We start from the raw sequence: 13,697 nt of genomic DNA, 5'->3' as shown, positions 1-13,697 counted from the left end.
AACTTTTACCCCCTCAAAAAATCCATGGAACATCGTTATCTGTGTGCAATCTTTGCACATTCACTGTCGGGAAACGAACCGTCAAATCTTCATAAATTTGGTCACTGTATACATAGTTTGAAATCAAAACCACATCCAGATTGAGTCCCGGTATCTCTTCCGGGTTTCTTATAAAAATTCCGCCTGAAAGCTCGCCCCCCCACCTTAGGGGATTCGAATCAAACACATACACCTCAAAAGAAAAGTCACCCAATAATCTTTTATACAGTTTTATTATAAAATCTGTATACCCTCCCGCTGTGTAAAATCCAACACGGCTATATTGATTAGATAGCAAGCTTTCCAACCGCTTTTTCCGATCAAAAAGAGAGGCACAGCTGACCTCCACCCATCGGTATATCTCAGAAATTCTGTCTATGATGGGCAATCGTTGGGTACATACTTTTTCACATTTACCGCAATTAAGACAAGGATTTACACTGTTTTCAAACTCCGTATGACCTTCAATGGCTCGGAAGAAGTTACCTTGCTTAATAAGCTCCGTTGAGGTTCTGTTGTAGATAAATGTATCTGACTTAAACCTGGTCTGATTGAAAGCAGTCATCAGGGCAGATACTTTAATGCCTGCAGGGCAGCCATTACAATATCCACAGCCTGTACAAAATTCTGAAAATGCTCCCAGATTGGCTGTGACATAGGTTTGGCGTATACCTGCTTTCTGGTCCATGACTGACAGTGATTTCACGTTAGCCGCTAATTCTAACTCATTTTCTACTCCGCAAAGAATGGTACTGACCGCAGTATGGACATAGATAAACTTTAACGCTGCGTCGCTTATGCCAATATCATCATTTAGAACCGCAGGCTTAAACAATTCGGCATTCTGAGGTATGATTCCGCCGCCCAGTGGGTTCATAACAGCAACACCCAAACCGCTTCGTTCAGCGGTTTCGAGGGCAATATTGTTTTCACGAAAATTCAATAGTGAATACGATAACAATACGCCTTCAAAAGCGCCGTCCTCAATTATTTGCACCGTATCCTGGGCGGATGCATGTGAAGAAAAACATATATGTTTAACAAGTCCGCGCTCTTTTGCCGCTACGACACCCTCATACGGCCCACCCGTTGCCATTATCTCCTGATATTGGCCTATAGATTTTACGCTCCACATATAATAGAAGTCAAAGTAGTCTATACCTATATTTTTTAGGGAGCGCTCAATGTGCCGCTGCACAGCATCTCGGGTCTTTTCCTGGTGACTGGAGGACTTACCACATATATAGGGTTTTCCGGCTATTTGCCGTAAAGCCAGTCTGAGGATTTCCTCGCATTTACCACCTGAATATGCTGCGGCACTGTCGAAAAAATTTACACCTAAGGCTGCGGCTTCCACCACAAGTTGAGCGCACCGCTCTACTCCTTCGGGAGTACTAATAATTTCATGCTTAAAGCGGTTTGCGCCCATACCTACTGCTGATACCATTTTTCCCGTTTTCCCAAATGCTCTGTATAGCACGGACTACTCCAATCCGAAATGTGTGGCGTATTTTCTCCACATTTCACTTTTTTCCACTAATTGATGGAACTGTCTATAATGTTCAGTCCCATCCTCACCCAGCTTCTCGAGGCATTTAGCGAGATAATAATGGGCGAAGGCATGATTAGGATAGCTTCGCAAAATGGCTTCGAAACGCCCCGCAGCTAAAGCATACTCTTCCATGCGCATATAGGGGTTATGGACAAAGTTAATATCGAGATTCATGGTATACTTGATGTCGCCCAACATATATGCGACTGTTTCAGGATTTGCATATCCTGCAGCAAATACGTTGGCGTTATCCATTTTGTATTCTGTTCCCGAATCCTCAACGATTTGCTTGTACACCACACTTCCGGAGATAGGAATCAAATTACTAATGGTGGCCCAGTGATACTCCGCTTTCCTTAGGTACTGGAGAGCTTCCTCAACATCCTCCACAGTTTCATCGGGAAATCCCACGAGAAGGGCGATTTTCACAAAGATGCCCGTGCCTTTGAACATAGCAAGAACTTCATCGGCACGTTTCAATGTTATGGGTTTGTTCATGATCTCCCGAAGTACACGAGCAGATCCTGATTCAAGAGCGAAATGAATATCTTTGATCCTATTGCGAACCAGGCAATCAACGAATTCTTTTGTTACAGGAACAAAGGAGAGAGTATTAGCGAAGAACACAGTTCTTCCTCTACCACATATATAGTCGATTACCTCAATAGCACGATTAACATCGGCTAGAAAATGATCGTCAATAATATTAATAGTTGCAACATTATAGTTGTCTATCCAATAATCAATTTCCTCTTTGACCCGCTCCATTGAAAGATAGCGCATGCTTCTTCCATGAATTGAATGGGCAGCACAAAAAACGCAAGTAAATGGACACCCTCTGGTGGTCATAACGATACCTTCCGTTCCGAAGGCCCCTTTCCCGCCGTTAAGTACATTTACATACTCTCTAATGACTTCTTCACCGTATTGAGCGATATAATCGTCATAGTTTAGGCGGGGAATATCATTTATGTCTAGGACAAATCCCTTTGTATTTCCTGTGTGTTTCTTTGTGACGAAGTAGGGCGATGTATCCAGATATTCCTTCTTATCCTCGGCTGTAACTAATTCCGCAAAAGGAATCTCACCCTCCCCAAGGCAAATTGCATCAATAGCGGGATTATTAGCTATTATATCAGCAGCGAAATTGGTACAAGGATAGCCTCCTGCAATGATGAGAGTATTGGGTGCCGCTTTACGCGCCTCTTCAGCTACAAGCAAAAGTGACGACAACGATATATCAAAGAGCGCGGATAGCCCAATAATGTCCACCTGTTCCTGCTGACAAATATCGATGATTTCCTTTGTCAAAAACTCTGTGTAGTTATCTGTTATCTCTTTTAAACCCTCTTTATAATCTGCACATGCATTGATCCTTTTAAGAAAGGTCCTGTTCAGATCAACGATTTGTACTGATAGTTGAGGGTGGGATTTTTTTATATAACTTTCGATAGAAAGAATACCAAGCGGCCATGTAGACCAGTTGAATAACTCCGTCAAGGCGATTTCTTGACTCTGCAACTCCACCAGACGTTTTCTGCTTGAGGGCAGGATTGAAACTAAGAGTATTTTGCCCATGGTTTATCTCCTTTGTTGAACTGCTTCCACCAATGGTTTTATTGCCACCTTATTTTTTCTACAATAATCTAAATAGTTATCAAAGGTAGAAACATACACCTTGTTAAATTCCGAATAGTCAGCTAGTTCACGGTAGTATTCGATTGGCTTGCTCGGATCAAAATCTTTCACTTGGATATAGGGTATTTTATGCCAACGGCATATCTCTTCCATTCGCCTGTCGATTACGATAGGTAATGCAGGAATTTGAGCGTTGATTGCCGCGACATTTCCATGTATTGTCGTGCCAATTGAAAAATCATCGAACCTTAGATTTTCTATCCAATCATCAACCGAGAAAAAATACCTGCCCCGTCCTTTAAGAAATTCTGCCGTTTCATTAAAGTTCTTATAAGTTGTAAGTGATGTTATTGTACGAAATGGTGTCCATTGAAGTGTCCAATTTATAATTTTATCTCTTGAAAGATGTAATTTATGGAAACACTCGAATATCCCTAAGTGATGTTGATAAAAAACTTTAGGTGGAGATACTTCTGTTTGAAAAGTAAAATTAATTTGTTTCATCGATTGGCTATTTGTTTGTAAAGGTACTTTAAAGTTTCGGCAATTATGATAAAACAAAGACGGGCACCCAATAATTCTCACGTTGCGTATCCCGTGTCTTATCAGTATCTCAGCTGCGTATTCACCTCGGACCCCAATTTCATTTCTCTCACTAATTGCAGAAAGAAGATGGATTAGATCCCTCGTGAGCACCACTTCCCCATTGGGAGGATAAAGAAATCCACACGAGAGAGGAACTAAGTTGACCGTAGAATCTAACAACTTCATCCAGTATTCGTAAACACCAGCAAAATGAGTCGGCGAAATTGCATGCAACGAGTTTGTTACAACCGAGTCCGCTGTCGAATCTTTTAGATTATGTCCTCCGGATATCCACTCTGCGTCCAGATTCTTTGCTAATGTGTCTGTCATGCAAAACACACCCGTATTTCTTCTATGTACTGAGTTGCTGAATATCTGTGTAACCTGCTCCATAGGCATTTTCATGATCTCATCAAATCTCAATGGAGCTTGTCTATGATAATCGCCATTGTGAAATAGTAAAGTTTTGTAGCCCATTGCACTCACCTCTAGTTTTTAACAATTTGCTTATATCTTAAGCACAGCGATTGATTGGCAGTCGCCTATGGGAATAGCTATACAGTTATTCGCTGAAACAAATTCGTCCACCGCCGCCATGATACCTGGCAAAAAGCTTATCTCATCAAAATACTCGTGTACCAAAATTACACCTCCGCGAACCATGCGCGGAAAAAACTGCTCCAACCCGGCTTTTATAGGCTGATAGAGGTCACAGTCCAAATTTACAAAGCAAAATTTCACGCTATCCTCACTGAATGTATCCGGAAAATATCCCTTCCTTATTCTTACTTGTTCAGGGTTCGGCATAAGAGATATCACATAGTCTTCAGACGTATTTGCAAAGTTTCCCATTAAGTCTCGCCATTTATTAATTGCCGCTTCATCACTGGATAACGATTTTTCCATATCAATATCCCGTTGGTCAAAACCCTCAAATGTATCATAAAGGTATAGTGTTCTGTCAGGAAAACTCTGGTTAATTTCCTTGGCGAATGCACCGCGATAAACTCCCACTTCCGCCACTGCACCTGAGATTTGCTTCATCTCAGCAAATTTCGCGAATGTTCTAAGGAACTGTACTCTGCTTATCAAATACTGCTGCCCTATGTCGTTTACAAAACTATCTAAATAGGTACAATCCAATTTTGATTGAGGGATACCTAATTCTGTTACACACTGCAAATATATTTCGTTTCTGGCGTCTCTTATGGCAATACATACTTTTGTATACTCTACTTCTTTTATCTTTGCAGGAGAAAATACTTTATACTCCACATTATTAAGTATTATGCTCCTCCCCCAATACATAGAGTTATTATCAACAAAGAAAAGAACATTCTCTGTCTTATCCTGTTGAAGTTTCAAGCAAAGCCTCTGCCCGATTTGCCCAGCGCCAAATATTATGACATCGATCGATGGATCGTCAATAAACAATGTGGTCCACTCCTCTTTTAACTCCTGAATAAGGGGCTGTTGCTAACATCTATACTGCGTAACAAACACTTTCGGCATACCAACGGCTGTAATGCCTAAGGGCGAGTTTATATTCTGGATTGATTTTCAGTATTTGCTGTGGAAGTGCATAGATATCGTGAATCTGATGGTATACACAGATAGCAAGCTTAGGTTTACACGTTTCCAATATGCCCTTAGCTCCTTCAAGAGCACAATATTCTGCTCCTTCAATGTCCATCTTAATGAAGGTAGGAGCTTGTTTATCAGCGAAAAACTCATCAAGGCTGAAAGTATTGGTGATAGTATCGCCGTCCTCAGATAATTGGCTATTGCCGAAAGCACCCGAAACAAACTTGCATGTATTTGTCATGTGCCATAAGCCTCCGTTTATAACGTCAATATTTTTGTACTGGGCCAGGTTTGCCAGCGCTTTTTTCAAATTGCCCATATCCGGTTCGAATCCATAAATATAGTCGTATTTCCCGCTTGTTTGTCTGATAAATTCCTCCGCCGTATCGCCAATAAAGCACCCACCATCGACAAAGATTTCGCTGTCAGTCAAGGGACAAGCATCCGGTTCGAAATATTGATGGTTTGGCGACGGAGTCATCCTTGTTCCTAACAAGCGAGTACGCATGGAATCCAAAACAATCTGTTTAGACTCCATGTCGGTGAAGTACTCATAGGCCCACTGGTAACCATCCTCATGGGGTTCAAATTCGTTATAAGGAATGGTGTAGAAAGGAAGCAATTCGTCAAAGGAATAAATCTTTCCAGGATACTCAATTTGTTGTAGCGTACTTAAGATTGATGCGCCGTGGAGTTCCGAAGTAACGATGACGATGGCATCGCTGTATTGGCTTTTTAACTGCTCCGCAGAAATAATTGGCAGCCCAGTTGCTTGGTGGACACCACTCCTGAAGGTGTCGCAAAAACACTCTACTTGTACGTTGTGGGCTGATAAGTTGTTCATAACAAATGTACTGAGTGTTCCCGCACCATATAATATGACAGGCTTGGACCTAAATGCTGAAGCCAGAACCTCAATGCGCTGTTTGACCACACCAGAGTTGCACTGTTCCTTTATTGCTTGCAGTTCTTCTTTAAATGATTTCATTTTAATCCTCCCAATCTGTTATTAAATGTTTATATTGCACCAACTCTGCCATTATCTCGCCTGACAAAAAGTAGGTGTCATCATTTACTGATTGCCCTCTCATATAATTGAGAATAGTCACAATAAAGGAACCTCTGTTGGCTAAGTTGCGAAATTCAGGGTCCGCGTCAAGGGTCAGCATGGTTTTGGTTTCATTGTCCCGAAGCATATTGTAGATATCCTCAAACTTCTGCTTGATGTCGGCTACCGGTGAATTGATTATGATGTTTAATGTATACTCGATGAGTGACAGATATATAGCATAACAAAAATCCCAGTTTAGCTTACTGATGGGACCGAAGTAGGCGAGAAAATCTTTATATATCTTTAAGGTCACCACGTCCGCTAAATAGCGATTTGGATAGAAGGTATTGACTGCTGACTGGGGATAGAGGTAGTAGTCGTACAAAACTTCTTTGGTAAAGGCAACTTTGTCCAAGAGAAAAAAACGATTCAATACTCCAATAGTATCCTGTCCGGGATACCATTTAGGGAGCAGTCCCCGTATATTCGCAAAAATATTATTTGCTTTGTTTCTTAGAGATTTAAGTTTATAGCACTTACCCCATTGGCACAAAAGTAAAGCTCTTAACTCATAAAAGTTATCTGCTTTATCAGGACCGCTGATAAGTAAATCCGTTCTTGCCATCCTTTCATTAACGACGTCACCAGATGCAGCATCAATTCTGCGAAAGCCTGGAACTATCATATCGGGGGAAAATTCCTCTTCAATTCTCAGCACATTGTCCAAAAAGCTTTCTCTAATTGCATCGTCTCCATCAACAATACAGTAATACGCATTTTCATCTACTAAAACCATATTGAACAGCTTATGCGGCAACAATAACACACCCAATATATCGTTGCGTTCGCACACAACGGATACTACACGAGGGTCGGCGTTGGCAAATTCAGCAATGATGTTTCCTGTATTGTCGGTGGAGCCATTATTTACAACAAAATAAAGGAAATCGTCTTTTTGTGTCTGATTTAGTACACTTTCAATAGTACGGGCGATAGTCTTTTCGTTATTATATGTCTGAGTATAAAACAGCATTTTTTTGTTACTACCCTCTTCATATGAAGGCTCGGCAGGTATATCATATGCATTCAGTTGTTCCGCCGGAGTAAAACGCGGGCTTTTCTCACACAAACCATTGCAGTATTTACAGGCTTCTATCACCTCATCGCCCAGCAATGCTTTCAGTCTCGCTCTCTTACCCGTTTCCGTCAGTTCAGGATCAAAAGCATCCATGTATACGCTAGCAATACCCTTTTCATAAAGCAGTCTCGCTTTGGCACAAGGAAAAACAAGGCCACCCACCATACAGGTAAAAAAGCCCAACTTCGGTACCATACATTTATGAAAAAGCTGTCGAGCCTCTGTATTGGAGTGTTTGCGGCTAAAATCGCCGTAATCCACCCAGCCGTCACAATGTAAATCGCCAGAATAATCGCGAAGCTCAAAGGGTACTCCCGCTTCTTTGAACAGCCTGCAGACATCCTTGCTCTTTGCGGACACATGGTAATTGTCAACAATGACATAAAACGAGTTCCCCCATAGCATTGCCGCCTCGATAAACTCATTGGTTGGCAAGATAGTTCCATTTGTAGTGACCCTGAGTTTGTCAATTTTATCTCGATGTTTATCAAAAATATAGTGGATAAAATAGGACAAATCCTTGCGTAAAAAGGGTTCTCCGCCTGTAATGTCCAACTTACCTACATGCTCTGTCAACGAAAACAGCCTATCAATTTGTACTGTCAGCTCATCAAAGGTGGGGTGGTAAGGCTTCTCATAATATGGCGAGCGCTCAGCACACAGCTTACAACGCAAGTTACACCGCAACGTCACCGGGAAACAGACTCTCTCAAGCGATTCATCATTCATATAAAGCCTTCCTCCACAACCGCACATACTTCACCATCTATTCCTTTTCAAAATCTAATATAAAATCCCCATTTAAAAAATGTCTTCCGAATTATTTTAAATCACTTTTCCTAAACACCAGAGACTGTCACAGTACTTTAACCAAAAGCTATGACTCTTTCAACTGTATAAGTAATCCATTGCCTTCCGACAATCTACTCACTGTTACATGTAAGCATAATTACACTGATAATTGTACCCCTGGGCTAAATAGCATATAAAATTGTACCATATATCCCATTCTCACATTGGTGTAAGTAAAATTTATACGTTGGATCTATATCATATATGAGTTTAGGTAATTCGTAGATATCTTCCGGCTTGTGATATGCACAAATGGCCAACTTAGGATGCTTTTCCCTTATTATTTTTTGGGCTCCCATGAGCGCTTCTTTTTCCGCACCTTCGATATCCATTTTAATAAATGTCGGCAACTCTCCATGCGGTTTATCCCCCAAAAAACTGTCCAGGGATATCACCGGAACAGATATAGTATTAACTCTATTTGCAAAGGTTGAACTGCCATTACCACCATCGCTATAAAACTTTAGCTCTGTATCGCAGCTCCATAGACCTTTGCAAAACAAATCGATATTCTCAATTTCCCCTAAGTTATTTAATGCCTTGTTGTATGCCTCTATATCAGGTTCAAAAGAATATATATGCTTGTGCCCTCCTGTGTTTTTTATTCTTAACTGTCTGGTGAATTCTTGCACTGTATCTCCGATGTAGCATCCTCCGTCAATAAATACCTCATTCGAATGCAACTTTATGATTTCCGGGTCAAAGTACTCTGGCCCAGCAGAAGTTCTGACTAATTCAATACCGGTAAAATACATCCTTATCCTGTCCAGCAGGACCTTTTTTGAATTATCATCAGTAAAGAAGTGGTATGCCCATTCATAACCTTCAAGATGTTCATTAATAAATTCTTGCGGATGCACAAAACTAACCTTCGATATTGTGGGTAAATAAATCTGCGTATCGGAAAAGCCTAGGGATAAGAGGCTCTTTTTGATTTCATCTGAAAACATGTTAGAAGAGATAATAATGTTGGCACCTCGGAACTCATTCTTAAGCCGCTCCGGGGAAATGATCTCCATTCCCATATCACCATAAATGCCCGTCTTATAAGAATCACAAATTGCATCTATTTCAATTCCAAGTTCGTTGCATAAAGATATTATTGTACTGCTATATACACCATAACCGTAAAGAATCAGCGGCTTTTGGCTAAAAAGCTCTTTCTTCTCAACAATTGCATTAAAAGGATTATGCTTGTTGTACTGTGCTTTTATTTCCTCAAATTTCTGCTTAAAGCTATTCATAGTCAATCGTTCCACGCTTTCCAAAGAACTTTTCCCAACTCGGTTAAATTGATATTGACCACTTTACATCTTTACCTACAATAAATAATGCTATTCACCGTACTGTTCCCGTTGTCCGCAAATCTAGGCGCACAATCACTTTGTTCGCCCCCTGTAAGCGGCAACTTACCAATCACAGTTTTTATACTTTGTATCCTTCAAATTTCCAACTGAATCTATCCATAATCTTTTAGCTTCATAGTTTTTGTTTATTTTTGCTTCTGCCAAAAACCCCTATCATCAAAACCCTCAAATGTATCAAACAGATATAATTGCTCTCATAAGTGTTTTTCCATCCATTCCTTTTCAAAATCCAAAATATATTCGCTGTCCAAAAATTCATCGCGATTTTCTCCCAATTCCTGCTTCATCGACGTTAACTGGTATTCGCACTCCGAAAGCTTAAGCCGTGTAATCTTTTCAACCATGCTGATCATAAACGACCACTCAAAATAATGAAACGCCGCCGCGCTGGCTGGAAACAGGGCACTCAGCCACTGGGTACGCTCCCTGTAGGCATAAAGATATTCGTCAAGAATCTGGGGAGTTAAAAGTCTGTGATTGGTTGTCCATGCGGAATTGTTGCCTTCATGGCGGCGAAAGGTGTACTTTGGCAGCCCGTGATAGGCTACCCGCTGCGGTTTCGCCAGCAGGCGATACATGAGCGCGATATCATCATACGCTCCGTCTTCGGGAAAACGCAAATCAGCGGCTATCTCACGCCGAAACATTTTCGTGGGAAAAGCCATATTGTACTTTTTGCGCCACATTAATGAAATCAAGGCTTCTTCAGCAGTCATTACACGCTTTTCGTCAAATACTTTGTCTCTTGCACCGCAGATACTGACCTCAGCGTTGTTTTCCAAAGCGAGATTATATAAAAACTCTAGAAAATCAGGTTCACAGGTATCGTCATCATCAACAAAAGCGATATAGTCACCTCTAGCCACCTCAAGTCCTGCGTTGCGCCCAGAACCGATGTTGCCACGCTCTCTATGGATGACACAGATCCGGGAATCCTTCATAGCATATTCGTCGACAATCGTGCTGGAGCAGTCGGTGGAACCATTATCCACAATGATAAACTCGAAGTCGCTGTGTGTCTGAGTAAGGATGCACTCAATCATATGCCCAACCAGACTTTCACGGTTATATGTCAGCATGATTATACTGATTTTCGGCACTCTCATCATCAGTCCCACACCTTCCATGGGGCTTTGCCGCTGTTCCAGTAGTATTCTAGCGCACCCTTATCCCTCTGTGTGTCCATGCACTGCCAATAGCCGCAATGCTTGTGCACTCCGAGCTTGCCGTCGCGGGTCATCTGTTCCAATGGGTCGCGCTCAAATACCGTGCTGTCACCGTCTATATAGCTGAAAACCTCGGGCTCCAATACCATAAAACCCGCGTTAATCCAACTGGAGTCCTCCTGCGCTTTTTCACGAAATCCGACAACCAGGTTTTTGTTTTCGTCAAGGTCAAGCACACCATAGCGTCCGCTCGGCCGTACCGCTGTCATCGTTGCCATATGTCCAAAAGCCTTATGCTCGGCTAGGAGTTCGTTTAAATCAACGTTTCCCACTCCATCACCATAAGTCATCATAAACGGTTCTTCCCCGACATATTTCTGAATTCGTTTAATTCTGCCGCCTGTTTGCGTATTGATACCCGTGTCAACCACTGTTACCTTCCAAGGTTCAGAAACATTTGAGTGAACAATCATTTTGCCGCCGTCTGTGAAATCAAATGTCACATCAGATCCATGAAGGTAATAGTCGGCAAAATACTCCTTAATCGCATAACCCTTGTACCCACAGCAGATTATAAATTCATTAAAGCCATAAGCAGAGTAATATTTAAGAATATGCCATAAAATTGGCCTTTCCCCGATTTCGATCATAGGCTTTGGCTTCAAATGCGATTCTTCACTGATTCGCGTCCCCAAGCCGCCCGCAAGGATAACTACCTTCATTCGCAAACCTTCTTTTCGTGAAATTTGTCAACTCTATCCTTTTTTTAAATATTTCAGAAAACACACTCTCATACCTAGCAGGCGCGTCAAGCTTATCCAAGCTCCAATGAAAAAATTCATAAATATCATTTTCTCGACATCCTAAATCATAAGCCTCGATGAATGAAGTCACTGCATTTTCATATTCACGTAGCCTATACCAACAAAGACCTATAGTATATAACCGGGTGGCCTGATCCTCTTTTTCGACTTCGACCTGATTTGTACAACATTGGTATTGTTCCAAAGCCAGCTCATAATTGCCATACTTGAAAAAAACATTCCCTAATTCTGCATAGATAGTATTGTCATTAAAATATTTAGCCAGATTAACAACTTTATTCATCATCTTCTTGGTTCCAAAAAGATGCAAATTAGTAATTAAATTCAAATATTCTGCCTTGTCTTCCTGAGAAAACGCGAATACCTCATGCTTAACTAATGCTCTGACTAAACGCTTCATCGATTCAGAGGTGTGTTCTTCTATCCAGTCGAGGTATTCTCTATTATCGCTCATAAGTGCTGATACTGTGGCTATAGCGGCAGAGGTTTTATCTTTCGGCTCTTCATGCAAACACTTCTGAGCTATGATAAAGGTTTTATCATACTGCCTGTTGGCTAGCAGCATATACACCACAGTCAAATCATCACTGCCATATTTTTTAATCTCCAAGGCCGAGTAATAGGCCAGCACTTGGGGCAAGGGGACCTCAGTCAGTGCAGCGACTAAAAATTTCAGTTCTTCTTTATCATCCTTATTATAGAGACTGTTCAAAAACAAGATAATATCTTGAACAGGAAAATCTTTTATAATCATTACCAGTCTGTTTAAGCAATCAGGCTGTTTTTTTTCCAACTTCAAAGATTCTGTAAAACGGTTTAAAGCATCTTCATAGTCGTTTCTATAAGATGCAACAATTCCCATATAATGATAAATATGATAAAGAAACGGGGTCATCGAATTAACTTCTACATCGTCATAATTCTTTTGCAGTTGTAATGTCTTTTCATATTCATAATACGCCTCATCATATTTCTTTAAATCGAATAACCTATTCGCTAAATAAAAATGAAAAACAGGATGGCGCGGAAATTTATTGATTGCCACATAGATTTCCTTTAGGATATCATCAGGATTGCACTTTAAACGCAGCATGGAGTCAATAATATTCTGATGGGGCTTTACATTATAGCCGACAAGTTGAGTACCACTGGCAAGGAACAATTGCGTATATTCAATGGTTTTCTGCCAGTCTCCAAGGCCAAAGTAGCAATCACCAAGATAATAGTAAATAGTCGGTTCTTCTGTGGCCCTATCCAGCTGGAGAAGAAGAATCTCCAAATTTCTCCTCGCCTTACTCCTTTGTTCACTTAAAGAATACCCTTCATGATGAACTAACAACTCTTTTTCATTGGCATAAAATGCTTCAATAGCGTTGTTTTTAGTCGTACATATCAGGTATTCATGAACTCTGTTTTTATAGCGAATATTCTTATCACGGCGAAAAATACGGATATGCATAATCTCATCCAATAATTGACCATTCGCGTAATCAATATTCTTCATTCTGCAGGCAATCGCATTAAAACGGGAAGGCAAGCGCCGAAGCAAAGGAATGATGTTCCGGGCAGTATTGTTGACAAAGTACTCATCCGCATCCAAAAAGATGATCCAGTCCCCCTTAGCTCGATCCAGGGCATAGTTCTTTGCTTCAGCAAAGTGATTATGCCATTCCAAGGAATAGACTTTAGCCCCCATCGCTTCAGCGATTTCTACCGTTTTGTCGGTAGAACCGGTATCCACCACGATAATCTCGTCAACCACATCCTTGTAGCTTGCAATGCACCGGCCAATGTTTTTTTCTTCGTTCCTTGCAATCATACATGCGGATAGTTTCATTGTCCAAATCCTCTTTCTTGATTAAGAAGAGGCCAGACAAAGAATCTGGCCTCTAAATGTCTGT

General features: G+C 41.0%; 10 protein-coding genes. All 10 read right to left on the bottom strand.

The genetic code is table 11. The features are described 5' to 3' along the window. Positions 1-13: 13 nt before the first annotated feature. The 10 genes from DESLBE_RS22030 to DESLBE_RS21985 all read right to left on the bottom strand — a co-directional run bounded on the left by DESLBE_RS22030 (position 14) and on the right by DESLBE_RS21985 (position 13,633). Positions 14-1,486: an aldo/keto reductase gene (locus DESLBE_RS22030; RefSeq protein WP_144678210.1), complete on the bottom strand. Its 1,473-nt coding sequence runs from the start codon at positions 1,484-1,486 to the stop codon at positions 14-16. A 36-nt stretch (positions 1,487-1,522) separates the two neighbouring features. Further along, the gene (locus DESLBE_RS22025; protein ID WP_144678209.1) at positions 1,523-3,169 is read right to left on the bottom strand and encodes a radical SAM protein; all 1,647 of its coding nucleotides are present in this window, start codon (positions 3,167-3,169) and stop codon (positions 1,523-1,525) included. A gap of 3 nt (positions 3,170-3,172) precedes the next feature. After that, positions 3,173-4,291: a polysaccharide pyruvyl transferase family protein gene (locus DESLBE_RS22020; protein ID WP_144678208.1), complete on the bottom strand. Its 1,119-nt coding sequence runs from the start codon at positions 4,289-4,291 to the stop codon at positions 3,173-3,175. Between the two features lie 30 nt (positions 4,292-4,321). Then, a complete protein-coding gene (locus DESLBE_RS22015) occupies positions 4,322-5,248 on the bottom strand; it encodes a TylF/MycF/NovP-related O-methyltransferase (RefSeq protein ID WP_144678207.1) in 927 nt (308 codons plus the stop codon). A gap of 49 nt (positions 5,249-5,297) precedes the next feature. Then, the gene (locus DESLBE_RS22010) at positions 5,298-6,386 is read right to left on the bottom strand and encodes an FkbM family methyltransferase (RefSeq protein WP_144678206.1); all 1,089 of its coding nucleotides are present in this window, start codon (positions 6,384-6,386) and stop codon (positions 5,298-5,300) included. 1 nt (position 6,387) lies between these two features. Further along, positions 6,388-8,316 carry a glycosyltransferase gene (locus DESLBE_RS22005; RefSeq protein WP_172625476.1) on the bottom strand — a complete coding sequence of 643 codons (1,929 nt, stop codon included), beginning with the start codon at positions 8,314-8,316 and terminating at the stop codon, positions 6,388-6,390. 245 nt (positions 8,317-8,561) lie between these two features. Next, positions 8,562-9,683 (bottom strand): FkbM family methyltransferase, encoded by a 1,122-nt coding sequence (locus DESLBE_RS22000; protein WP_144678204.1) that lies wholly within the window; start codon positions 9,681-9,683, stop codon positions 8,562-8,564. Between the two features lie 317 nt (positions 9,684-10,000). Further along, entirely contained in the window at positions 10,001-10,915 is a 915-nt protein-coding gene (locus DESLBE_RS21995) for a glycosyltransferase family 2 protein (RefSeq protein WP_243131365.1), read from the bottom strand. Next, the gene (rfbF, locus tag DESLBE_RS21990; protein WP_144678203.1) at positions 10,915-11,694 is read right to left on the bottom strand and encodes a glucose-1-phosphate cytidylyltransferase; all 780 of its coding nucleotides are present in this window, start codon (positions 11,692-11,694) and stop codon (positions 10,915-10,917) included. The genes DESLBE_RS21995 and rfbF overlap by 1 nt, the downstream gene beginning before the upstream one ends. Next, positions 11,648-13,633: a glycosyltransferase gene (locus DESLBE_RS21985; RefSeq protein ID WP_243131364.1), complete on the bottom strand. Its 1,986-nt coding sequence runs from the start codon at positions 13,631-13,633 to the stop codon at positions 11,648-11,650. Before DESLBE_RS21985 ends, rfbF begins: the two co-directional genes overlap by 47 nt. Between the last annotated feature and the right edge of the window lie 64 nt (positions 13,634-13,697).

The organism is Desulfitobacterium sp. LBE (assembly GCF_007830365.1).
Classification (GTDB): Bacteria; Bacillota; Desulfitobacteriia; order Desulfitobacteriales; family Desulfitobacteriaceae; genus Desulfitobacterium; species Desulfitobacterium hafniense.
This window is presented reverse-complemented; position numbering and strand designations above follow the sequence as displayed.

What these genes read in the sequence shown, in the direction of transcription:
- DESLBE_RS22030 (WP_144678210.1), bottom strand. Translation starts at nt 1,486, where the DNA reads ATGGTATCAGCAGTAGGTATGGGCGCAAACCGCTTTAAGCATGAAATT.
- rfbF (WP_144678203.1), bottom strand. Translation starts at nt 11,694, where the DNA reads ATGAAGGTAGTTATCCTTGCGGGCGGCTTGGGGACGCGAATCAGTGAA.
- DESLBE_RS22005 (WP_172625476.1), bottom strand. Translation starts at nt 8,316, where the DNA reads ATGAATGATGAATCGCTTGAGAGAGTCTGTTTCCCGGTGACGTTGCGG.
- DESLBE_RS22010 (WP_144678206.1), bottom strand. Translation starts at nt 6,386, where the DNA reads ATGAAATCATTTAAAGAAGAACTGCAAGCAATAAAGGAACAGTGCAAC.
- DESLBE_RS22000 (WP_144678204.1), bottom strand. Translation starts at nt 9,683, where the DNA reads ATGAATAGCTTTAAGCAGAAATTTGAGGAAATAAAAGCACAGTACAAC.
- DESLBE_RS21985 (WP_243131364.1), bottom strand. Translation starts at nt 13,633, where the DNA reads ATGAAACTATCCGCATGTATGATTGCAAGGAACGAAGAAAAAAACATT.
- DESLBE_RS22025 (WP_144678209.1), bottom strand. Translation starts at nt 3,169, where the DNA reads ATGGGCAAAATACTCTTAGTTTCAATCCTGCCCTCAAGCAGAAAACGT.
- DESLBE_RS21995 (WP_243131365.1), bottom strand. Translation starts at nt 10,915, where the DNA reads ATGATGAGAGTGCCGAAAATCAGTATAATCATGCTGACATATAACCGT.
- DESLBE_RS22020 (WP_144678208.1), bottom strand. Translation starts at nt 4,291, where the DNA reads ATGGGCTACAAAACTTTACTATTTCACAATGGCGATTATCATAGACAA.